This window comes from Campylobacter volucris (genome assembly GCF_008011665.1).
In the GTDB taxonomy this organism is placed as follows: domain Bacteria; phylum Campylobacterota; class Campylobacteria; order Campylobacterales; family Campylobacteraceae; genus Campylobacter_D; species Campylobacter_D volucris_A.
Genome location: NZ_VOWJ01000021.1, coordinates 40,867 through 65,153, shown reverse-complemented (window position 1 = coordinate 65,153; position 24,287 = coordinate 40,867). Strand labels below are relative to the sequence as shown.

Sequence of the window (24,287 nt, the reverse complement as noted above, 5' to 3'; positions counted from 1 at the left end):
CTTTCTTATTTTAATGCACGAATACCTAAATTTCCATAACGATGGAAAGATATACTCAATGCTTTTTCATTATGATACAAAAGCAACTCAAAACGACCATTGAGCAAAGGTTTAGTATTTGCAATAATTTTTGCACAACTTGCTGCTTTTTTGAAAATCTCATCATTTTTATCCAAAGGTGCAAAATAACGAATTCTTTCATACTCACTAATTTTATTAATAAAATTTTCCTTACTTTCTTTAAGAAATAAAGTTTTAGCACTAATATGTTTATTTATCTCTCTAATCAAATCAATTTTTTCATGTTCATCATAACTTAAAATAAGATCAATATTTAAAATACTAGCTGCTAAAATAACCCCTAAAATATCTTTTAAACTATCATCTTTATACACCCTATAAGCAATATTTTTAACTTTAGTATAAGAAAATAAATTATCCTCACCTCTAATATTTACATAATCTTTAGCTAAAGCAAATTCATTTTTAGCATGGTAAGCATAACTTTTTGCCATATCTTTAACTACTTCAAATTCAAGCTTATCTTTATCATTTAAATTTAAATGCATAGATTGAAGTTTTTTTACCAAATCATTTTCTAAAACATTTAAATCGGCTTTTTCCTGCTCTAAATCCATAAATTGAGTAATATAATTATAAATCCCAACCTTTCTACCAAAGCCAATAGCCGATTTTTTTACTCCACCAAAAGGCTGTCTAAGAACTATAGCACCTGTTGTAGGTTTATTAATATATATGTTTCCAGCCTCTATATTGGTATGAAAATACTCCCACTCACGCTCATCTAAACTTTCAAATCCAGCTGTTAGACCATAGCCAGTAGAATTTACTATCTCAATAGCTTCTTTTAAATTTTTTGCCTTCATTACGGTTAAAATTGGCGCAAAAAGCTCATTCATATGAGTAAAATCACCTTTTTTAGTTCCGTATTTAATACCTGGAGTTAAAAGATAAGGATTATTATCAACAAATCTTGGTTTTAAAGCCCAACTTTCATAAGGTTTTAATTCCTCAAGTGCTTTTGTAAGTTTTTCATCAGGTTTATCCGCTAAAGCTCCAAGTTTATTTTTAAATATAAAAGGATTTCCTACGGCCATAGATGATGCTGCATCTACTAAAGTCTTTTTAAATTCTATATCTTCATACACTTCTTCTTCTAATACAAGTAAAGAAGTAGCTGAACATTTTTGACCTGAATTTGAAAATGCTGAATGAATGATATTTTTAATCGCACTATCACGATCAGCAAATTTAGATACTATAGTTGCATTTTTTCCACCTGTTTCAGCACTTAAAAGCAAGGTTGGATTTGCCTTAAGCATTGCATAAGCAGTTTCTTCTCCACCTGTTAATACTGAAAATTTAACACTTTCATCTACTAAAAGATATTTTGAAATATCGCTTCCTTTAGATGGTAAAAAAATCAATGCATCTTTAGGAATACCCGCATCCCAAAAACATTTACAAAGCATATAACCTGTTAGCATAGAAAGAGATGATGGCTTATAAATTACTCTATTGCCTGCTGCTAAAGGTGCTGCTATGGTTCCTACTGAAATTCCAACTGGAAAATTCCATGGTGCTATAACAACCCCCACTCCTTTTGCTTTAAAAATTGTATTTGGATTTTGCTCTTTTAATTTTTCTAAAGAATGTGGATAAAATTCTAAAAAATCTATAGCTTCACTTACTTCAGGATCAATTTCTAAAAATGTTTTTCCTACTTCTAATGCTGCTATACCTATCAAATCACCTCTTCGTTCTCTCACAAGTTGAGCAGTGTTTGCTAAAATTTTATAAATTTCATCATGACTTAACTCACTAAAATTTGAACCCTTAGCTACATCTAAGGCATATTTGATTTCTTCTTCACCTGCTAAATACGCTTTTCCTATGATGCGGTTTTGAATTTTATCTTTGACTTCTACAACTTTTAAGCCATCTTTTTTAATCTCTTCTTTGATAACTGGATAAACATCATAATTTTGTAAATTTTCATATTGAGATCTAATATTTTTTGCCCATTCTCTATTTGCTTTTAAGATAAAATCAGTATCTGGCTCGTTTTTAAATTCTTTGCTTTTATAAGAACTCACAACTTGCTGCTCTTTATTTCTATCTTGAGTTCTGTGGGTAGAATTATCAAGGGTTTTGATGCCTTCTAAAGATTTAATAAATAATTCTTTTTGAGCTTGCCAATTAGAGTCATTAACTTTGAGATTAAAAAAATATCTCATGAAATTATCTTCGCTTGTATTTTCATCAAGTCTTCTAACCAAATAAGCAATAGCATTATTAAAATGAGCCTCATCGCAAACTGGTGCATAAAGTATAAGATCATGCATTTTTGATAATTCATAAGAACATTGCAAACTCATACCTTCTAGCATTTCAAAAGTAAAACTATCTAAAGCATTTGTCTCGCTTATGCGTGTATAAGCATAAGCAATTTCAAAAATATTATGACTTGCTATACCTATATTGATGTATTTATAATTATCATCTTCTAAGACAAAATCTAACATTTTATTATAATTACTATCAGTATCAATCTTTTTATAAAAAGTAGGTAAAGCCCATCCTCTTTGAGATGCTATAGTTTCTTCACTTTCCATATTAGCACCTTTGACAAAGCGTATTTTTATAGGTTTCATACCTTTTAAAACTCTTTCTTTAGAAAAAGCAAATAGTTTTTTAAGATACTCATAAGAATCAGGAAGATAAGCTTGTAAAACAATACCAGCTTTTATATCAAATTTAGAAATACTCTCCATAAAAGCTTCAACGGTTAATTCTAAATCTCTAAATTCTTCCATATCAAGATTTATAAATTTAGGCACGCCTTGCTTTTTTTCTTCTTCTAAAGCAAGAGCATATAATTTATCTAATCTTTTTACAACCTCATCTTTAGAATACTCAAAATCAATGATATTAATTTGCGAAAAGATAGTAGTAATTTTAATCGAAATATAAGTAATATAACTAGTTTTCAAAGCTTCTTCATATTTTTTCATTCTATAAGAGCTCTCAGCTTCACCTAAAACTTCTTCTCCAATTAAATTCACATTTAAAGTGATATTGTCTTCATTTTTTCTTTTTACCATATGAGGTTCTAATACACTAGGATTTGCATCCAAAACCATAGCCTTTGTATCTTCTCTTAAATGTTTAATAAAAAATGGAACACTTATTTTAGGTGCGAATTTTCCAAAATTTAAAAACGAAAAAAGTAAAAACTTTTCAAAAGCACTAAAAAAATCTGCTATTCCATATTTACTTAAAGTGTGCTCTATGAGTTCAAAACTTGCACTTTTATCTTTACATCTAAAAGAACGATCTAAAAGTTCTATGAGCATTACTTTATTTTTTGGATTATTGAGAAGTTTTTGCATTTTTGCATGAAATTCTTTTTCATTTTGAGAAATATTGCTTTCAATTTTTTTTTGCAATTCTTCTGCTAAAAGTAAAGCTTTTTGTATCATTTTTTCCTCCACCTTGATAGTTAATGTATATCTATAATACAAAAAATGAAACATAAATTAACATATATTAATTTAAAATTTTAATTAAATAGGAAAAAAAGTAACATTAATAATTATTTGATCGAAGTATTAGATACAATCTATTTCAAAAATAAACAATTACGGGTATTTTTTACACATTTAGCAATAATTTTTGCATTAATATTATTATCTTTTAAAATTTTCAAAGCTTCATTGGCTTCTTTTTCATTCATAGCAGCTAAAAGTCCGCCTGAAGTTTGTGGATCAAATAGCACAATATCATCTTCTTTTTCTCTATCTACAATCACATATTTATTTAAAGCTTGTTTGTTATTATAAGCTCCTTGAGGTATAATACCCATATTTGCCATATCTATCACTTTATTCATAAAAGGAATTTCTTCTTTATAAATTTCTATGCTAATAGCAGAATTTAACATTTCTTTTAAGTGCCCTAAAAGCCCAAACCCTGTGACATCGCTCAAAGCACTTAAACTTTTAAATTTTTTCAAAATATTACTTGCATAAAGATTTAAAAAACCCATTTGCTCGCACATTATCAAAATATCATTTTTATCTAATAAATTTGCCTTTAAAGCTGTGCTTAAAATACCACTTCCTATAGGTTTGGTAAGTAAAATCACATCTTGTTCTTTAGCATGGTTATTTGCAAAAAACTTTTTAGGATGAACTTTACCTGTTACACTCAAACCAAAAATAAATTCACTAGTTTGTATAGTATGACCACCTATTATAACACCTCCAGCTTCTTCGACCTTATCTCTAGCTCCTTGCAAAACTTCCAATAAAACTTCATCATCAAAATGACATTTATCAAATCCTACTATATTTAATGCACTAAGCACATCAGCGCCCATAGCAAATACATCACTTAGCGCATTAGCTGCTGCTATAGCACCAAAATGATATGCACTATCTACTATAGGAGTTATAAAATCTAAAGTCTGAACTAAAGCTAAATCTTCATTTAGTTTATACACACTCGCATCTTCATTATTAACAATACCACTAAGAATGTTTGCATGGGGTTTTAAAATGCCAAGAATTTTGTCAAGACCCGACGGGTCCAACTTAGCAGCTCAACCCGCAGCTTTAACATATTGAGTTAGTTTTTGATTCTTATAAATCATAAAGAAATAATTTTAGCCTTTCCAAATAATTCATTTAAAATTTCATAAGCATTACCTATTTTGCCTATTTTTAATTCTTGAGTTTTACCAAAATACTCTAAACACGCTCCACAACTATAAATTTCTATTCCCATATGTTCTAATTCTTTCATAGCTTCAAAAGCTATATGAGAAGAATTAGTATTGATTAAAACGCTATCATTAACGCATAAAATTTTTTTAGGAAAATTATTTACATCTTTTAAAGTCTTTAAAAAACCTACCATTAAATTTTGACCAAGCTCTCCTTCTCCGACTTTATCACTTTTTAAAAACAAAACATTAAATTCATCATTGTTGTATTGATTTTCTTGCAGTGGCATTTTATTTTTGATACTTATTATGCTTTCATCTTCTATATCTTTAGTTTCAAATTCTATATTTAAAGATTTTAAAAAACGCATAACATTTTCTTTAGAAGCTTGTGAATTTAAAAGAATTTGCAAATTCTCATCTTTGGAAAGTTCTTCTAATGCTTTTTTAGTTTCTATAACAGGGCGCGGACAAGCTAAATCTCTACAATCAATCTTCATAATTTATCCTTTTAACTAAAGTAAAGATAATGATATAGTCTTATAACTTGTAAGGAAATTAACTTTATTTATTTTTTTCATTTTTTTTGAAAAATAATTCTTTAAAACGCTTATCTGTAAATTCTTCTACATCTTGTTGTAAAATTTTATAATTTTTAATCAATTCATATGCTCTTGGAGTTAATTTACTCCCTGATTCTTCTCCTCTTCCTTTTTTTGCAACAATTAATTCTTCTTTCATATTTATTTGCAAATCTTGTATATAAAGCCAAGCTTTTTTATAGCTAATACCCAAAATTTTAGCGGCTTTAGCGATACTCCCATGTTCTCCAATGAGTTCTAAAATATCAGTTTTCCCTTTACCAAAAAGCAATTTTCCATCAGGATTTTCAATCCAAATCTTACTTTTTACATTAAATTTTTTACCTTTTTTTTCTTTAAAACATCCTAATTCACAATACTTAATATCAATTTTATAATCTTTTAAAGTAGCCCTAACTTCTTTCATATCAAAATTTTTAGTTTTCTCTAAAGCACATTTACATTCTATACGATTTTTTTGATCTAAAAATGGTTCTAATGTTTCAAAAATTTTACTTCTGGTAAAAGTTTTATCCAAATTTCCAAATTGCCCAAGCTCACAATCTGAAATTTTAATTTTTAAATTTGAAATAATATTAATAAATTCTTCTTTTGAATAGTTTTTCAGTATTTGTAAAGCTTTAGCACAAGAAAGTTTATTATCTTTATCAAGATTATTTTGAATTTCTTCATTAAGTTTTTTCATCTACTAACCTTAAATCAAAGAGCACCAAAAGTGCTCTTTTCAATTCATTTTACATCAAGTCCTAAATTTTGTCCTCTTAGCATAACTCTTTTTCTATACATAGCACTTACTTCAGCTGCATCACCAACTAAAAGTGCATTAGTAGAACAAACGGCTGCACACATAGGAACTTTACCTTCTGCTATACGATTTTGCCCATAAAGTTCTCTTTCTTCGTAAGAATTTGTAGGCTCAGGACCACCTGCACACATGGTGCATTTATCCATTTCTCCTTTTATACCAAAAGCACCATCTCTTGGAAATTGTGGAGCGCCAAAAGGACATGCATAAAGACAATATCCACAACCTATACAGGTTTTTTTATCATGCAAAACTATGCCATCAGCTCTTATATAAAAACATTTTACAGGACAAACTTGCTCACATGGTGCATCAGTACAATGCTGACAAGCAAGAGTAGTAGAAAATTCTTTTCCTTCGATACCTTCATTTAAAGTAATTACTTTTCTTCTATTTATCCCAACTGGCACTTCATGAGCGCTCGAACAAGCCACTTGACAAGCAAAGCAAGAAATGCAACGATTATTATCTACATAAAATTTCATTCTAGCCATAACTTATCCTTTTTAAGCTTTCTCAAGTCTACAAAGCCCTGCATTAAATTCAGAAATTTGCGTGTTAATATCAAAACCATAATTTGTCACAGTGTTTGAGCTTTCACCTATAGTATAAGGTTTGGTTCCTTCTGGATAATTATAGCTTAAATCTACCCCTTGCATAATCCCTGCAAAATTATAAGGTAAACAAATTCTATCTGGAGTAACCGATTGATTATGAACACATTTTACTTTGATTTTTGTGCCTTGTGGAGAGTGAATCCACATCATATCTCCATCATTAATACCATATTTTAAAGCAAGCTCTGGATGAACATTTGCAAACATTTCAGGCGTAATAGCTGCAAGATATTTACTGGTTCTTTCAAGCATACCTGCTCCACTTAAATTCACTAAACGCATACTTGAAATAATAGTTGGAAACTCTTTACTCCAATCTGTTTTTTGCTGTTCGCTAATGAATTTACTTTCCACTCTAAAGTTTTTCTCTTGATCGCCCCAAGTAGGATATTTTTTGACCAAATCCCAACGCGGTGAATGTATAGGCTCTCTATGCAAAGGAATAGGATCAGCAAATTCCCAAACTTTCATCCTAGCTCTAGCATTACCTAAACAACAAGCACTTTTTTCTCTACACTTTTCAAGGATAATACCTGAAATATCAGTACTCCAACTAGCACCCATTAATTCTTTTTCTTTATCACTAAGCTTGATATTAAAAACTTGTTCTATATTTGCTTTGGTAATTTGTGGATAACCGCCTTTTACTTTACAACCTTTTGGAGTAAAGCTTTCATCTGCTAGTTGAGAATGTCCATCGTGTTCTAAACCAAAACGATTTCTAAAGCCCATGCCACCTTCCTCATAAGGAATATCTACATTCCACATGATAGAAGTCCCTGGGTGTTTTTCATCCCAACAAGGCCATGGCAATCCATAATATTCACCTTTAACATCACCACCTAAACCTCTTTGAGTATCAGGATCAAAATGTTCCCAATTTTGCTGATGTTTTCTTAATCTCTGGGCCGAAATTCCTCTTAAACCTATACTTAAAAGCCCATTACTCATTTCTCTTGTAGCATCATCAGGCCATATGAAAGTATCATCTGCATCATCTTTTATTTGTACAAGTTTATGATCTTTTAGTTCCATTTTCATACCACGAGTGTATTCTGTATAAAAACCAAATTTTTTAGCAAAAGCAAACATAATCTCTTGATCTTCTTTGCTTTCATAAATTGGTTTTACTACTTGAGAACGCCACTGCATAGCACGATTTGTAGCTGTAACATATCCTTCGGTTTCAAATTGAGTACATGCTGGGATAATATAAATTCCATCAGGACGATCAGCTAAAACTGCTACTTCATTAACAAAAGGTTCAGCAATTACTATCATATCAAGTTTTTTAAGTGCTTCTTGAATTTTTACAGTATGCGCCATAGAAGTGATACCCGTTCCTTGAACCCAAAGAACTCTAATAGGTGAGTTAGAATAAGTTTTTTCCTCATGCAATACACCCTGCCACCATTTTGCTAGTGAAAATCCTTTCTCATGCATCCATTCTTTGGAATAAAATCTTGAATTTAAATACTCTCTATCTACATTCCAAAAATTAGCAAAATGATCCCATGCATCATCTTTTAATCCATAATATGCTGGCAAAGTATCAGCCAAACAACCCATATCAGTAGCACCTTGAACATTATCATGACCTCTAATAATATTTGTTCCTGCACCTGGTTTGCCAATATTTCCTAAAACAAGTTGTAAAATCGCTAAAATTCTTGTATTTGAACTACCTACTGAATGCTGAGTAATACCCAAAGCCCAAAACAAAGTTGCTGGTTTAATTGTTGCTAGCATTCTTGTAATTTTTTCAAGTTGAGCAGCACTAACACCTGTAACATCTTCTACAACTTCAGTAGTCCATTTAGCAGCCTCTGCTTTGATTTCCTCTACTCCATAAGTTCTAGTTTTGATGATTTCTTTATCTTCCCAACCATTTTTAAATATCAAATGAAGCATACCATAAACTAACGCTATATCAGTTCCTGGACGAATTCTTACATACTCATCTGCATGCACAGCAGTTTTTGTAAAAACAGGATCTACAACAACTAATTTTGCATTATTGCGATCTTTAGCTTGCAATAAATGTTTAAATCCAATAGGATTAGCTACAGCAGTATTTGCTCCAAAAATAATCATCATTTTTGAATGTTTTGTTACATCACCAAAATGATTTGTCATAGCGCCATAACCCCATGTATTCGCCACACCGGCGACTGTTGCGCTGTGTCAAATTCTAGCAACGTGATCTATATTGTTTGTTCCCCAAAAAGCTGCAAATTTTCTAAAATAATAAGCTTGCTGATTATTAAATTTAGCAGAGCCTAAAAACATCACACTATCTGGTCCATTTTCTTTGCGTATTTGAAGCATTTTATCGCCAATTTCATCGATAGCTTGCTCCCAAGTCAAACGAATCCATTTACCATTTTCTTTTTTCATAGGATATTTAATACGCTGTTTAGATTTTGTAAGATCGATTTGATCTATCCCCTTACAGCAATGAGATCCTTGAGAAATAGGATGCTCTATAGCATTTTCTTGACGCACCCAAACACCATCTTGTACTTCTGCTTTGATTCCACAGCCTGCACTACAGATGCTACAAATTGTTCTAACAATCTTAGAATCTGGATAAGGATTTGCAATCTCTTCTTCACTAGCATTTCTAATAGTTTTATTTTCACTACCAAATGCAGCACTTCCAAGACCAGCAATACCAGCAAGCTTAAGAAAATTTCTTCTTGCTAACGCCATGTTCTTCCTTTCTTTGAAATTAATACGCTATTTTGTAGTATTTTTCCCAGTGCATAGTTTTTTTATAAAGCACTTCTTTTTTGGTACTTTTTCCCAAAACTACGGTATTTTGCTCTTGATAATCATCCTTAGCTAAAGCATTTACACTCGCACCAGCTACCACACCTAAAGCACCAATCTTCAAAGATTTTTTCAAAAATTCTCTTCTTTGATTAGTCTCCATATACTCTCCTTTAAAAAAAGTCAAGAATAACTGCAAAAACTTTATATATAAAGCTTTTATACACTAAACATCATAACTTTTGCATATTTTCACTTAAGGTTTTATTTATTTTTTATTTTATTAAAAAAGATTAATCGATAGCATGTATTTTGTTACCAAAATACATAAAAAATCAAAGCTTGCTAAGCTCTTCGATATTAACTTTACTAAATTTAGTAGGAAGTCGTGGTTCGTATGGTAAGCGCGCTAATGCCTCATCGGCAATGCTTTTACCTTCTTTTTTTACAGGAGCTTGAATTTCAAGATAAGCTCTTTCATTTGCAAAAAAAACTTTCATAATATTTGCTATACAAATATAAAGATTAGAATTTTTATGAATTTGTAATTTTTGTATAAATTCATCAATCACAGGATTAATCACAAAGCGAAACAACTGCTGAGCTATTTTCAAATCATATTCTATAACACTGGCCATAAAAGCAAACAAAAATCCAAATTCATCCTCGCTTTGTCTACATTCTTCTTTTTTTCTAAATTTACTTTTTCTTATAATTTCACAAGCTTGCAATTTCATTTTGCCATCATCTCTTCCTTCATCATAAAAAGAAGCACTTATAGGAACATTAACATAAGAAAAATCAAAAAATACAGCATTTTGCTCAGCTTTAAGTTGAGCAAAATCACACTCACATAGTTTGTTAAAATCACTTACTAAACTCTCATCTAATGGACTTTTAGCTAAAATTAAAAGTTGCTTATGCCAAATATTAAATTCATTTTCATCTATAAAATTAAAAACCTTGGAAAAAAATTCATAAAAATATTTACGAGAAAGATCTATATCTTCAATCATAGTATATTTTCCTTAATTATATGTTATTTTAAAGATTATTTTTTGTTTCAAAATCACTAGCAAAAGTAGGATTGATTTGTTTTTTTTCGCTTAATTCTTTATACCAATAATGATGTAAAATATAAACTTCTTCTTCCTCTTTATAACCATTGATCATAGAATGTATGCTACCTTTAATCGCAAATACAGCCATATAAATATGTATAGCAAAAAATACCGCGCATAAAATTCCTAAAATATTATGGATGATTGCTGAAATTCTTAAAATGTCTATATGAGAAATTCCAAAAATTGATTGTAAGGATGAAGAATTAAAATCTAAAAAAAACATAAAAGCACCTGTGGTTATCATCATAAAACCACCAAAAACTGCTATGTAATACCATGATTTTTGTCCAAAATTAAATTTACCTGCTGGAACGGGCTTTTTTTCTTTGCTTAAATAGCCACCAACCATCATCATCCATTTTAGATCATAGCTTGCAGGAAGCATTCTTTTAATCCAACACACAAGCATAGGAATGATAGAAATGATAAATAAAATCGTAGCAATGCCGTGTAAATTTTTACACATTCTTACAAAAAATCCACCTCCAAAATAAGATCCAAAAATCATAACCAAACCTGTTGGCACAAGAATGATCCAAGATATAGCAGCGACAAAATGAAATAATCTTTCAAACAAAGAAAAAGCATAAATTTTCTTTCCATCGTGAGAAAATTTTTTCGGTCCTATAACCATATAATGTAAAGCAAATGCTGATATCACTACAAGAAGTATCACAAATACAGCACTTGCTATATACTCACCTTGAAGTTTTGTCCATAAAGCACCAAAAGTCTCATAATGAGTTATATTTAACACACGCTGTTCGTCCCAAATTTGTGTATTTTTTGGAGTAAAAGCTTCTTTAGCTAACAAAAAATTCAAACAGGTAAAAAAAGCCAACAAAACCTTATACATCAATCATCTCCTAGCATTTTACAAGACATATTTTTACAAAAAGAGCATTGTAATTTTATTTATTTTTAGTTTTGGTTTTTATTCTAAAAAAAGTTTTATTTAAAAAAAATAAATTTTTACAAAAACATCAAATTAAACTTGTTTTTAGTTTCTTTTTGAGTAGTCTTCATAAGAAAATTCTCTAACCATAACAAGTTTATTTTCTTTAGTTAAAAGCATCAAATTTGGAAGCTTGACGCCATTAAAAGTAGTATTTTTTACTATAGAATAATGAGCCTGATCTAAAAATACTATCTTTTGACCTATTTTAAGCTTATCTTTAAAAGCATATTCTCCCATTATATCTCCTGCTAAGCAAGTATTACCACCAAGTAAATATGCAAATTCATCTTTTGATAGCTCATTATATTTTTCGCCTTCACGATTTGCTAAAATTTTTGCATCTAAAATTTCACTAGTATAAGGCATTATTATCGTATCTGGCATATGAGCTTCACTTGAAGTGTCTAAAATAGCTATATCTTTTTCATTTTTTACTATATCCACTACACTTGCTACCAAAGTACCACATTGCCACCCAATAGCTTCTCCTGGTTCAAGATATACTTGCACTCCATATTTATCAGCAAAATTTTTACAAAGATTTATAAGTTTTTCTACATCATAACCTTGCTTAGTTATATGATGACCGCCACCAAAATTTACCCATTTCATTTTTTTTATATATTTTGCAAATTTAGACTCAAAAGCATTTAAAACAAGCTCTAAAGAATGTGCGCTTTCTTCACATAAAGCATGAAAATGCAAACCATCTACATCGCTTAAATCTTCATTTTCAAAATCATCTATTTTTATACCAAGTCTTGAATATCTTCCACAAGGATTATAAATTTCTTTTGGAGCTACTGAAATTCCAGGATTTACACGCAATCCTATGCTTTTAATCTTGGCCTTATTTTTATATTTTTTAAATTGATTAAAAGAATTAAAGACTAAATGATTTGAAAGCTCTATAATCTCATCTATTTCATCATCTTTAAATGCTGGAGAAAAAGTGTGGATTTCTTTATCCATAAATTCTTTTGCAAATTTTGCTTCCCAAAGACCACTACAAGTACAACCTGATAAATACTCACTAACTATATCCATAGTTCCTGAAAAAGCAAAACCTTTCAAGGCAAGTAAAATTTTTGCTCCACTTTTTTCACCTACTTTAGCCAAAAGCTCACAATTTTTTCTTAGTTTATCTTCTTCTATTATGTAAGCAGGAGTGGTAAAATTTTCATTTAAGTGATTTTGAATTTGCATCATTGCCCTTTTTAATTTGATTTTTGATATTATATAATTTATTAGCATAATTAAGGATTTATATGATAAAAATAGAATTTCTAGGCCCTATAAATAAAGAAAGCATAGAGCTTGATGTAAAAAATTTAAAACAATTAAAAGAAATTTTACAAAAAGATGAAAGTTTAAAAGAATGGCTAGAACTTTGTGCTATATCTTTAAATGATGAAATGCTTTTTGATGAAAATGCAAGTTTTAAAGATGGAGATAAAATTTGCTTACTCCCTCCAGTGTGTGGTGGTTAAAATGTTTGAGCTATATAATGGTGCTTTAAAAATAAATGAAATTTATACAAAATGGTATGATTTTTCTAAAAGCAAAAATTGCGGAGCTTTGATAACATTTTGTGGCATAGTAAGAGCTGAAGATAACATAAGCGCGCTAAGTTTTGATATATATGAGCCTTTGCTTAAAAATTGGTTTGATGCGTGGTGTAAAAAAGTAGAAAAAGATAAAGTTATATTAATGTTTGCTCACTCTATAAGCGAAGTTAAGGTGCATGAGAGTTCTTATTTTGCCGGAGTTTTAAGCAAACAAAGAAAACTAGGCTTAAAACTTATAAATGATTTTGTAGAAGATTTTAAAGCTAGTGCTCCTATATGGAAATATGATATTATAAATGGAGAAAAAATTTATGCAAAAGAGCGTTCTTTAAAACTTAAAGGCGCAGGAATTTTAAAGGATTAATATGCAAAATTATGAAGATAGTTTAAAAAGCTTAAAACAAGCGATAAATTCTTATGAAAAGATAGAAAAAATAGCATTAACAGAATGCTTAAATAGAATTTTAGCAACAGATATCATAGCCTTGCAAGATTATCCAAATTTTCCAACTTCAGCTATGGATGGATATGCTATAAAATTTAAAGATCAAAATGAGAATTTGAAGATCATAGGAGAAGTACCAGCAGGAATTTTTCCTAGTTTTAATTTAAAAGATAAAGAATGTGTTAAAACCTTTACGGGTTCATTGATGAGTGAAGGAAGTGATACTTTAATACCTATAGAAAAAGTAGAGATAAAGGGTGATATTTTAACCATAAAAGAAAAGGTTGGCAAAGGCTTTGCTGTAAGGAAAATAGGAGAAAGCTATAAAAAAGGTGAAATTTTATTAAAAAAAGGCACAAAGATAAATTATAGTGAAATAGCACTTTTAGCTGAACTTGGATATTTTCATATAAGTGTTTTTATAAAACCTATAATAGGAGTTTTAAGTAGTGGCAATGAAATAAAAGATCTTGGAGAAAGCTTAGACAATCCTGCTCAAATCCGCTCATCAAACCATGTAGCCATAGCAAATATGGCAAAAAAATTAAATTGTGATGTTAGGATTTTTCCACTTTTAAAAGATGATAAAGAAAAAACAAATTCCACTTTAAAACAAGCTTTAAATTCTTGTGATATTTTAATCACTACAGGTGGGGTTTCTATGGGTGATTTTGACTTTTTAAAACAAGCTATAAAAGAATATCAAATCATCATAGATAAAGTAAATATCAAACCAGGAAAACACATAAAAATAGCTAAATTTGAAGATAAATTTATCTTTGCTTTACCGGGTTTTCCATATTCAGCGATGGTAATGTTTAATTTATATGTTCGAGAACTTTTAAATGCTTGGCTTTTGCAAGAAAAAGATTATGTATTTAAAGCATTTTTAAATACTGATTATAAGAAAAAAAGCCTGCATTTGGAATTTGTAGCTTGTAATATAGAATTTAAAGATGGAAAAATTTATGCAAATTTAAAAGGCAAAAAAGAAGGTTCAAGTGCTATCATAAACAACCTAAACAACAAAGCTGCACTTATGATAGCAAATGATGATATAAAAGAAAATGATTTAGTAGATATTGTTTTAATGTCTTAAACTAGAGTTTTTTGAATTTTTTCTAAAAGCTCTTTAGCTTTTTCTTGATTTTGTTTTAAATCATCTAAAATTTCTTCTACTTCACGCAAAGCTTTTTCTTCTTTTACATTTGGATTTTTAGCACTTAAATCATAATTTCTATTTTTTAATTCTTCTAAGCTTACCATATAAGAATTTGGCGTGATTTTTCTTTCTTTATAGCATTTTAGAAATTCTTTAAAATGTGCATATTCTAAAGGCTTATTTTTAGTAAGTTTAAAAGGCGGTATAAGCTCATAATAATACACTCCATCGCCTTCACAAATGCACTTTTTACCTTTAGAGAAAAAAAGCACATTAGTCTTAACTGCACTATAAGGTAAAAATACCCCACTTGGCAAACTCAAAACACACTCTAGGTTAAAATCCTCCAGTAAATCTTTTTTTACACTCACAAAGGCATTTGAATTTTGAAAAAGCACACCTTCGGGCACTACTATAGCACATCTTCCATTGTTTTTTAAAGATTTTAAAATATGCTGTAAAAACAAAAGCTCGGTAGCATTTGACTTTATAGGAAAATTCTCTTGAATTTGCTCTTTTTCTTTGCCACCAAAAGGTGGATTTGCTAAGATAACTTCGTATCTTTGGCTTTCTGTTATATCTGTGATTTTTTTACTTAAAGTATTTGTTTTTATGATGTTTGGGCTTGAAATTTCATGAAGTATCATATTCATAACGCCCATTGCATAACTAAGTGGGGTTTTTTCTTGCCCAAAAAGCGCATCATTTTTTAAAAATTCAAGCTCTTCTACGCTCAAATTTGCCTTTTTTCCTTTGGCTCTATCTTTATACAAAATATGCAAAAAACTCTCTACTAAAAAGCCGCAACTCCCACAAGAAGGATCATAAATTCTTTCTTTTGCTTTAGGGTTTATAACCTCTACCATAGCTTTTATCAAAGGACGCGGAGTATAAAATTCTCCACTATTTCCACCATCACTACCCATATCTTTTAAAAGCTTTTCATAAACTTCACCCAAGGCAAAAACATCATCTTCTTTGTTAAAACTCATCTCATCGACTATATTTATCACTTCTCTTAAGGTATGGCCGTTTGCGATGCGATTGTCTATAAATTCAAAAATTCCACCTATTTTGTATTCTATACTTTTAAAATCATCATTGCTTTTAAAATTTTTAAGATAAACAAATAATTCATTATTTACAAAATCAAGTAAATCCTTACCACTTAAAGCATTTTTTACATCGAGTTTGCCATCTTTTTTTGGTGCTGCCCAAACACTCCAGCTAAATTTTTCTTCTAAAATGCTTTTATAATCTTTACCATCTAAAAAGGCTAGATCTTTTAAATTTGTCTCATAATCATCTAAAAATTTCAAAAACAATATCCAGCTAATTTGCTCACTATAATGCATAGCACCGCTTATGCCATCATCTCTTCTTAAAATATCTGTGATTTTATCTATTTTATTTTGCATTTTTATCCTTCAAAAAATATGTTAAAAAAATCAAAAATTTTTAACATTTACAATCTTCCTTTAAAAGCTCTATCTAACAATGATTTTTTAAGCTCTTGTAAATTTTTTATCTGTGTTTGATAATTTTGCTTTAAATCTTTGATATTTAAAGAAAGCTTATCTAAATATGATGCGATTTGTTCTTGCTCTTGTAAAGGTGGTAAAGGGATTTGTAAATTTTTTATATAAGTTTGACTTATGTTAGGTTGAGCTCCACCAAAAGAATCTTTGATAATTTTATCTCTTATGAAAAATAAAAAGTGAAAAAGAAATTTTTCAAAAAATTTAATATTTTCATTATCTTTATGCAAAAATGCACAAATTGCTTGATTTGTGGCTGAATCTAAATCTAAAATACCCAATTTTCCAGCTGTAGCTCCATACATAGCAATTAGCAATGTTCCCTTAGAAAATATCTTGGCTGATGAATGTTTAATAGCTTCTTGAGTTATATTTTCTTCTATAAAATCAATATATCCATCATTTAATTCTCCGCTTTTTAACCATTTAATTGTTCCATTTTCCCAATATTCTTTTTTATTTCTTAACGGAGTTCCACCACTGCTAGTAACTGCAATATCACCCAAGCTTTTCCATTCCCAACCCTGTGGAAGTTGATAATTTTCCTTAGCATTGTCTTTTAAAGGATTGAAAGCCTTTTGTAAAGCACTTTGCATTAACTCATCTAAATTTAGCAAATCCTGCTCTAAATTTTTTATACTCTCATCTATATTTGCAAAACTCTCATCTAAAATTCCCACTATCCTTTTTTGCTCTTTAAGTGGTGGTAGTGGGATTTTAATTTGCTTTAAAATTTTGACACTAGCTATATTTTTAATTGCTGAACCCAAAGTAGATTCTAAAATTTTTCCCTGCATTATCGGAGAATTAAAATTATAAATAAAATAACTATTTAAAATTTTTGTACTATCTAATCTTATTTTTAAAAGAGCTTGATTTATAATTCCTATTTCAGTATTTTTAGGCAATTCAACTATTTTTCCTAAAGTTCCAGAACAGCTAATTAACAAATCACCTTCAATCGCCTTAAATGCTTCTAATTCTTTAAATTTGTCATAAGAGATAAAATATCTTTTCCAATGAGGGTCATTATTTATAGCATTATATTGTTCAAATACTCTAATACCATTTTCAACAAAAAAACTTTTTTTTAAAGCACTTCCAAATGGTCCTCTTTTTATGGAATACTTATCGTTTGACAATATTTCACCCAAGCTTTTCCATTCCCAACCCTGCGGTAAATTTGTCATTTTACTCCAATGCTTATTTTATTTATCATATCTTTTACTATATCTTGCCCATCTTTTGGTAGTTTTGATATTTTTTCTACAAAATCTATCATAGGTGCATTTTCTTGTTTTATTTTGTCTAAAGTTATATTTGGATTTTGATTAATCATATCTACCAAATTAGACATTAGTCTTTCTTGTAACTCTTTTGCTTTTTCATTATCGCTTAATTTTTTCATTTGCTCTTGGTATCCATAGTATGTTTTAGCAACCGTTTCTTTATGTTTATACTCTTCTTGAAGTCTTTTTATTTCATTGCGTCTTCTAGTCGAAAAAATACCTAACCAAACTAATGAAATATAAATAGGTAGTCTTAATACAGCTAAACTAAGAATATTCATATAATCATTAGCATTTATCTTACTTAACTGATTGATTATTAACTCGCCTGAAATGCCAATTATTGAAATTATAGAAACAAATACTGCACAATTCCAACCTACAATAGGCCAAAAATAACTCTTTTTAGATATTTCATAAGAATGTGCTAAAGAACCATTAGTGGCACCACCTAATAGTTTTTTAATCTCTTTTTCTATTTCAATAAATTTATCCTTTTTCTCTTTTTCATATAACTCAAATGCTTCTTTTTGTATTTTAATATAATCTTGTAATTCTTGTTTTAAATCTTGTAATTCTTTTTTTAACCCACCGTTTCTTTTATTATTTTCTGCTTCAAATTCTCCAAAAGTTTCATCATAAAATCTATTAAAATGATTGGTTTTAGTTGATAAATCTTGTAATTGTTTTTCTATATCACTTTTTACATTTTCTATTTGGTTATATAAAGATTTGTCATTATCTTCTCCACAAATTAAATTATATTTTTCTTGTATTACTTCAAATTTATCATTTGCTTCATTTTCAAGCTCTTCTATATTTTCTTTTAAATCTTGTAATTCTTTTTTTAACCCACCGTTTCTTTCATTATTTTCTGCTTCAAATTCTCCAAAAGTTTCATCATAAAATTTATTAAAATTACTAATTTGACTATCTAAATCTTTTAACTTATAATCTATATCATTTCTTATATCTTCTATTTGGTTATATAAAGATTTGTCATTATCTTCTCCACAAATTAAATTATATTTTTCTTGTATGTATTTATATTTTTTTAAAATATCACTTCTTATGTTACTTATTTCTTTTTGTATTTCTTCCATAAATTATCCTTTAATTTAAATAAATCTCCCTTTGTAAATCATCAAAGCTTTGTTTTAGAATTTCTAAGCCACCAAATTCATCGGCTAATTCTCTTACATTGCCTAAAGAACTAAGCTCTATAAGCGGTTTTAAGCCATCATCAAAATCTTTTATGCCGTATTCTTGATATCTATTTAGTAAAAATTCTATAAATTTTATAGCCTTTTCTTTTTGAAAGCGTTTTAAAAACTCACTATTTTCTACTTGCAAAACACGCTCTTGTCTTGTTTTTATCTCGCTATTAAAACTTAAATGTGCCAAAACATCATATATATCACAATCTTTTTGAAAAATTTCTCTTAGATCTTTTAAAGCATCTTCATCTACTCCATCATTTGCAAGGGCTTTTAAAAATCTTTCTCTATTTTTTTGATCACTCCAAATTTCACGCAATTTTGCTTCATCATCATAATACTCACCAAGCTTTCCTATTAAAAATTCCAAAAATTCTTTAGTGCTAAGTGGCTTTCCTTGTGCTCCTACATAACTTGTGGTGATATCTAAAACCTTTAATTTCGTGCCTTTTAAATGTATAGTTACGCTCTTTTTCTCTTTGTTTTCTTCCTTTGCTTGCTTTATATGCTCTTTAGTAATTTTTTCTTTTTCATCATTTTCTTTTAGCTCTTCTATTTTTTCACCATCCCATTTTGGATCATAAAAAAGCTTAGTAGTGCCTACAAAATCAAGTATAGTAAAAAAGTCTTTACCTTCATAAACCCTAGTGCCACGCCCGATGATTTGCTTAAATTCCACCATAGAACCTATATTTGCTAGCAATACTATATTTCGCACATTTTTTGCATCCACTCCAGTTGTAAGCATTTTAGAACTAGTAAGTATGACAGGATAGCTTTTATCATTATCTTGAAACAATTTCAAATAATCAAGCCCTATTTTACCTTCATCGCTAGTAACTCTTACACAATAATCATCTCTTTTAACACTTTTATATTTATCTATAGCTCTTTTTACTTCACTTGCGTGAGCTTGATTTGCACAAAAGATTATAGTTTTATCCATAGGATTTATAAACTCTAAAATTTTCTTAGCTATAAAATCATTATAGTTTGGCAAAAAGATATTTCGTTCAAATTCACTTTGTTTATAAAAGCCTTTTTCAAGCTCACCTTGTATCAAATCATCAGGATTATAAGTATAGCCATCACTCAAAGTTGTTTTTATGAGTTTGACTTTATAAGGTGTTAAAAATCCATCTTCAATACCACTTTTAAGACTATAATCATAAACACTCTCACCAAAATACTCATAAGTGTCTATATTTTCTTCTTTTTTTGGAGTAGCAGTTAAGCCAAGCTGAGTCGCATAAGAAAAATGCTCAAGCACAGCTCTCCAGCTTCCTTCTTCGTTTGCTCCACCTCTGTGGCACTCATCTATTATGATAAGATCGAAAAAATCTTTTGGATACTGAAGATAAAATTTACTCTCTTGTTCTTCTTGAGTGTTTTCTTCTTCTTTTGAATTTGCGGCTAAGCTTTGATAAATTCCAAAGAAAACATTTGCATTTGTTATGATTTTTCCATTATTTTTCTTTATCTCTTGGGCGCTAATTGCCTTACAATCACTTTCTATAGGGTTAAATTCTCCTAAAGCTTGATCTCTTAAGCTAACTCTATCACATAAAAACAATATCTTAGGTTTTTGATCTTTGTTTTCTTTATTCCATTTTGCTTCTAGCAAACGATAGCACAAATTAAAAGCTATAGTAGTTTTTCCTGTGCCAGTAGCAAGAGTGAGTAAAATTCTATTTTTATCATTTATGATAGCTTCTATGACTTTATCTATGGCTATTTTTTGATAATATCTTAATTCTTTTTGCGGAATATACATAACATTTTGAGTTAAAAGCCTGTATTGCCATTCTTTGACATTGCCATAAATTCTATCAAAAAGCTCTTTTGGACTTGGGAATTTGTCTATGTATTCTCCTTTGTGGCTTCTCATATCGTATTCGTAAATTTTTTCTCCATTGCTACTATATACAAAAGATATATTTAAAATTTTTGCATATTCTATGCCTTGAGATAAGCCATCTAGTGGATCTTTGCTAAGCTTTTTAGCTTCGATTATAGCGAGGTTATTGCCTTCATATCTAAGCAAATAATCAGCAAATTTTCTTTCACCTCTTTTGCCACCTAAAAGTTTTCTACCATCTGTAAAATAATAATTTCTTATGATATTTCCTTCTTTATAAGAACTCTCATAAAGCTTTGTATCTATAAATTTGACTCTAGTATCATCTTCTGAAAATAATTTTGTATTCATAATTTCCTTAAATTTTTAAGTGTAATTTGTATTTATAATATTATAAGCATAACTTCTTTAAAATAAAATATTTAACTAATAGAATAACAATTTATTCGATACAATTTAAACAAATTTATTTTTTAGGTTAATAAAATGAAAACTATTCTTGCAATATACTTACTTTTAACATCTTACCTATATGCTCAAAATTCTGTTATACAAAAAAGAGCTAATGTTATACAAGATTCTAAATTATTAGTTCAAACACACGGAGAAAAACCAAGATGTTTAAGTCCTATTCCTTTTGATGGTGATATTTTTTTAAGAGCTCAAGAATGCAAAGATGCGAGTATAGCTCGATATGATGTATTTAAAAGAATAGCTTTTAAATACAAAAATAATTGGCTTTGTCTTTCTTTAAGAGATGGACTTACAAAAGGAAAAGGCGATAAAGACCATATAGTTTTAAGACCTTGTGTTTTAAATGATGATACACAATGGTTTGATATAAAAGATGATGGAATTTTTCTTAGTAAATATCCAAATATTAAGCTATTTGAATTTAAAAATTTAATTTTAGCTAGTAAAGTTAATTTTGGTAACAAAGTTAAAGTATTTAAGCCCGTTATGAAAGAATGGTTAGAAGCTTTAGCTCCTCCTGTAAATTATGATATAAAAACCCCCATAGCCTTTAATACAATCAATCTTCAAACAAGAAACAGCGAAACATTTTTCTTAAACCCAAATGGTGCAAGCAAAAAACAATTTGATTTTTTCTATGATCCTACCAAAGGATATTTAAAAACATACGATACAAAAAATGCTCGTTTTGCTTGTTTAATGAGTAATCTCAATAACAAAACAAATTCTTTTATATCGTGGGCCAATTGTCCTCAAATTAATTTTGCACCAAGCACTGATCCTTATGCGTGGAATTTTGATATTTCAAGCAATTCTTTTATACTCGATACTAATGGGAATATTTTAGATGTTGCAAGAGGTAGTGAATTTGGTAAGCTTTTTATTGTTACAAAGCAAGAATTTGCAAAACAAGGCTTACACACCTCTGATTTTAGCGGTCTTTTTATCTTTAATAAATATTTTGATTCTCTTAGAAATTTTATAGCACGCAATATATCTTTCCAAAATGACACTTGTGGTAAAGAAAAAAGAATTAAAAGGGATTTAATTAGCGGCTCAATAGCAACTTTTGATCCCACAAAAGGTGGATGGCGAAAGAAATTTTTTGATATTTCAACTTCCACAGATGGTATAAATAATTTTAATGGAATTTGTGGATATTGCTTACTACAAAGTTATGAAATAGTAGCACTTTTAACAGAAATATTTCCTAGAGTTCAAGAAGCCCCTGTAACTAATGTTGGGTATTTTTTTAATTATGCCTCAAATACAAATCCTTTGAATTCTTTTGCTATGCGTTCTCCCTCGCTTAGTAATCTTTTAACTTCTGCTTTTAATTACTGGGGAAGTTCTTTTTACCCAAATGAGCCTTTATATTTAAGAGCCTCAAGGGCAGTGGAGTCAGCTACTAGAATAGTTTTACCTAGAAGAACTTGGAGCATAAGCATACCTGTATTTACTCACGATTTAATGAGAGAAGAAATACAAAGAATTATAAATTCTACTCCAGGAAGTATTTTTATAGCCTTATTAAACACAAGTCGCACTAGTGCTTTTGATGGCCATGCTATGCCTATCATTAGGACAAATCAAGGTGTTATTGCTATACCTACAAACATTAGCAATACAAACTTTACAGATTATGCAAATTTTATAACTCCTGTAAATACTATAGATGAAGTCTTAAATAGACTCACCACTAATCATTCTTATACCATTACAGGTATGAGTTTCTTGCAAATGGGAGGTCCTATAGAAGATGCATTAAGCACTCTATTGAGTCAAAATAATTGCAGTGGAGAAGGTAGCAATGGAAGAAGAGGAAATGGATTAAATCTTAATCCAAGAAATGCAAATTCTTGTGGCGAAAATAGATGTTCTTTGATGGAATGGGAAGAATCCTTGCAATAGTTTTTACAAAATAACATTGGTTTGCTTTTAACACTTACAATTAAACTAATTAATATAAAGGAGAGAAAATGGATTCTAAATTGTTTTTAGACAACGGACGCATTCAAAGCAAAGGCTATGCTTTGCTTAACAAAGATGCAAAATTTACCCCATTTGAATTTACACGCCACAAAATTGGCGAAAATGATATTTTAATTAAAATAAAATACTCAGGAATTTGTCATAGCGATATACATACAGCAAGAAGTGAATGGGGAAAAGCTACTTATCCTTGTGTGCCAGGACATGAAATAGCAGGAGAAGTTATAGCTATAGGGGAAAAGGTCAGCAAATTTAAAATTGGCGATTTGGCAGGAGTTGGTTGCATGGTAAATTCATGCGGAGAATGCGAAGCTTGCAAAGAGTCATTAGAGCAATTTTGTCAAAATGGAAAGACTATTTACACTTACAATAGCAAAGATGTATTTCACAATAATGAAAACACTTATGGAGGATACTCTAACAATATAGTAGTAAGTGAAAAATTTGCTATAAAAGTACCAAAAGACGCACCTTTAGAAAAGGTAGCACCTTTACTTTGTGCGGGTATTACCACCTACTCACCACTTAAATTTTCTAAAATCAAAGAAGGCTCAAAAGTAGCTATAGCAGGTTTTGGTGGTCTTGGAGTAATGGCTTTAAAATATGCTATTAAGATGGGAGCTAAAGTAAGTATTTTTGCAAGAAATGATAATAAAAAACAAAAAGCATTAGAACTTGGAGCGAGCAATTTTTACACAAATACTCAAAATATAAATGAAAGATTTGATCTAATAATTTCTACAATACCAACCTATTATGATATAAATACTTATATGAAGCTTTTAAAAATAGGAGGAGAGCTTTGTATAGTTGGCTTACCACCACATGATATAAGCCCTAAAATCAGCGCAAATGAATTTGTATTTAACGCAAATAAAAAAGTATATGGCTCTTTAATAGGTGGTATAGAACAAACTCAAGAAATGCTTGATTTTTCTTTAAAACATGAAATTTATCCAGAAATTGAAATCATAAAGCCAACGCAAATTGATCAAGCTTATGAAAATCTTACAAATGGCAAGGCTAAATTTCGCTATGTTATTGATATGAATGATGAGTAAATCATCATATTAGCATAAAAGATAACACTATTGGTGTTATCTTTGCTATATTTAATTT

The 24,287-nt window shown here is 29.5% G+C and carries 19 protein-coding genes; 5 read left to right on the top strand and 14 right to left on the bottom strand.

Features of this window, described 5'->3' with window-relative positions; genetic code table 11:
• Positions 1 to 5 precede the first annotated feature (5 nt).
• The 10 genes from FPD38_RS03570 to nspC form a co-directional block, all read right to left on the bottom strand.
• A complete protein-coding gene (locus FPD38_RS03570) occupies positions 6 to 3,503 on the bottom strand; it encodes a proline dehydrogenase family protein (protein ID WP_147555416.1) in 3,498 nt (1,165 codons plus the stop codon).
• A gap of 140 nt (positions 3,504 to 3,643) precedes the next feature.
• Positions 3,644 to 4,675 carry a selenide, water dikinase SelD gene (gene selD / locus FPD38_RS03565; RefSeq protein ID WP_147555415.1) on the bottom strand — a complete coding sequence of 344 codons (1,032 nt, stop codon included), beginning with the start codon at positions 4,673 to 4,675 and terminating at the stop codon, positions 3,644 to 3,646.
• A complete protein-coding gene (yedF, locus tag FPD38_RS03560) occupies positions 4,672 to 5,247 on the bottom strand; it encodes a sulfurtransferase-like selenium metabolism protein YedF (protein ID WP_147555414.1) in 576 nt (191 codons plus the stop codon). The genes selD and yedF overlap by 4 nt, the downstream gene beginning before the upstream one ends.
• Before the next feature lie 64 nt (positions 5,248 to 5,311).
• A complete protein-coding gene (locus FPD38_RS03555; RefSeq protein WP_147555413.1) occupies positions 5,312 to 6,034 on the bottom strand; it encodes a winged helix-turn-helix domain-containing protein in 723 nt (240 codons plus the stop codon).
• Positions 6,035 to 6,078: 44 nt separating this feature from the next.
• On the bottom strand, positions 6,079 to 6,648 hold the full coding sequence (fdh3B, locus tag FPD38_RS03550) for a formate dehydrogenase FDH3 subunit beta (protein ID WP_147555412.1): 570 nt from the start codon (positions 6,646 to 6,648) through the stop codon (positions 6,079 to 6,081).
• A gap of 12 nt (positions 6,649 to 6,660) precedes the next feature.
• Complete coding sequence (locus FPD38_RS03545) at positions 6,661 to 9,483, bottom strand: formate dehydrogenase subunit alpha (RefSeq protein WP_261798281.1); 2,823 nt, start codon at positions 9,481 to 9,483, stop codon at positions 6,661 to 6,663.
• A gap of 19 nt (positions 9,484 to 9,502) precedes the next feature.
• On the bottom strand, positions 9,503 to 9,706 hold the full coding sequence (locus FPD38_RS03535; protein WP_147555410.1) for a Tat pathway signal protein: 204 nt from the start codon (positions 9,704 to 9,706) through the stop codon (positions 9,503 to 9,505).
• Positions 9,707 to 9,878: 172 nt separating this feature from the next.
• Positions 9,879 to 10,559, bottom strand: a complete 681-nt coding sequence (locus FPD38_RS03530; protein ID WP_147555409.1) for a TorD/DmsD family molecular chaperone — start codon at positions 10,557 to 10,559, stop codon at positions 9,879 to 9,881.
• Between the two features lie 28 nt (positions 10,560 to 10,587).
• Positions 10,588 to 11,523, bottom strand: a complete 936-nt coding sequence (locus FPD38_RS03525) for a formate dehydrogenase subunit gamma (protein ID WP_147555408.1) — start codon at positions 11,521 to 11,523, stop codon at positions 10,588 to 10,590.
• Positions 11,524 to 11,667: 144 nt separating this feature from the next.
• On the bottom strand, positions 11,668 to 12,831 hold the full coding sequence (gene nspC, locus FPD38_RS03520) for a carboxynorspermidine decarboxylase (protein ID WP_147555407.1): 1,164 nt from the start codon (positions 12,829 to 12,831) through the stop codon (positions 11,668 to 11,670).
• A gap of 62 nt (positions 12,832 to 12,893) precedes the next feature.
• On the opposite strand from nspC, the gene FPD38_RS03515 reads away from it, so the two are divergent.
• The 3 genes from FPD38_RS03515 to FPD38_RS03505 are packed head-to-tail and all read left to right on the top strand — an operon-like array spanning position 12,894 to position 14,737.
• Entirely contained in the window at positions 12,894 to 13,115 is a 222-nt protein-coding gene (locus FPD38_RS03515; RefSeq protein ID WP_133373965.1) for a MoaD/ThiS family protein, read from the top strand.
• A gap of 1 nt (position 13,116) precedes the next feature.
• Positions 13,117 to 13,557, top strand: coding sequence for a molybdopterin synthase catalytic subunit (locus FPD38_RS03510; protein ID WP_147555406.1), 441 nt, complete (start codon positions 13,117 to 13,119; stop codon positions 13,555 to 13,557).
• Position 13,558: 1 nt separating this feature from the next.
• A complete protein-coding gene (locus tag FPD38_RS03505; protein ID WP_147555405.1) occupies positions 13,559 to 14,737 on the top strand; it encodes a molybdopterin molybdotransferase MoeA in 1,179 nt (392 codons plus the stop codon).
• Here FPD38_RS03505 and FPD38_RS03500 read toward each other — a convergent pair.
• Genes FPD38_RS03500 through hsdR form a run of 4 tightly spaced genes read right to left on the bottom strand, consistent with a single transcriptional unit; the run spans position 14,734 to position 21,053 of the window.
• The gene (locus tag FPD38_RS03500) at positions 14,734 to 16,218 is read right to left on the bottom strand and encodes an HsdM family class I SAM-dependent methyltransferase (protein WP_147555404.1); all 1,485 of its coding nucleotides are present in this window, start codon (positions 16,216 to 16,218) and stop codon (positions 14,734 to 14,736) included. The two genes, FPD38_RS03505 and FPD38_RS03500, sit on opposite strands and share 4 nt — an antisense overlap.
• 47 nt (positions 16,219 to 16,265) lie before the next feature.
• Positions 16,266 to 17,528: a restriction endonuclease subunit S gene (locus FPD38_RS03495; RefSeq protein WP_147555403.1), complete on the bottom strand. Its 1,263-nt coding sequence runs from the start codon at positions 17,526 to 17,528 to the stop codon at positions 16,266 to 16,268.
• Positions 17,525 to 18,730, bottom strand: coding sequence for a GumC domain-containing protein (locus FPD38_RS03490; RefSeq protein WP_147555402.1), 1,206 nt, complete (start codon positions 18,728 to 18,730; stop codon positions 17,525 to 17,527). The genes FPD38_RS03495 and FPD38_RS03490 overlap by 4 nt, the downstream gene beginning before the upstream one ends.
• A 10-nt stretch (positions 18,731 to 18,740) precedes the next feature.
• A complete protein-coding gene (gene hsdR / locus FPD38_RS03485) occupies positions 18,741 to 21,053 on the bottom strand; it encodes an EcoAI/FtnUII family type I restriction enzme subunit R (protein ID WP_147555401.1) in 2,313 nt (770 codons plus the stop codon).
• Positions 21,054 to 21,188: 135 nt separating this feature from the next.
• On the opposite strand from hsdR, the gene FPD38_RS03480 reads away from it, so the two are divergent.
• Both FPD38_RS03480 and FPD38_RS03475 read left to right on the top strand, forming a co-directional pair.
• Positions 21,189 to 23,087 (top strand): DUF1561 family protein, encoded by a 1,899-nt coding sequence (locus FPD38_RS03480; protein ID WP_147555400.1) that lies wholly within the window; start codon positions 21,189 to 21,191, stop codon positions 23,085 to 23,087.
• 68 nt (positions 23,088 to 23,155) lie between these two features.
• The gene (locus FPD38_RS03475) at positions 23,156 to 24,229 is read left to right on the top strand and encodes an NAD(P)-dependent alcohol dehydrogenase (RefSeq protein WP_147555399.1); all 1,074 of its coding nucleotides are present in this window, start codon (positions 23,156 to 23,158) and stop codon (positions 24,227 to 24,229) included.
• Positions 24,230 to 24,287: the final 58 nt, after the last annotated feature.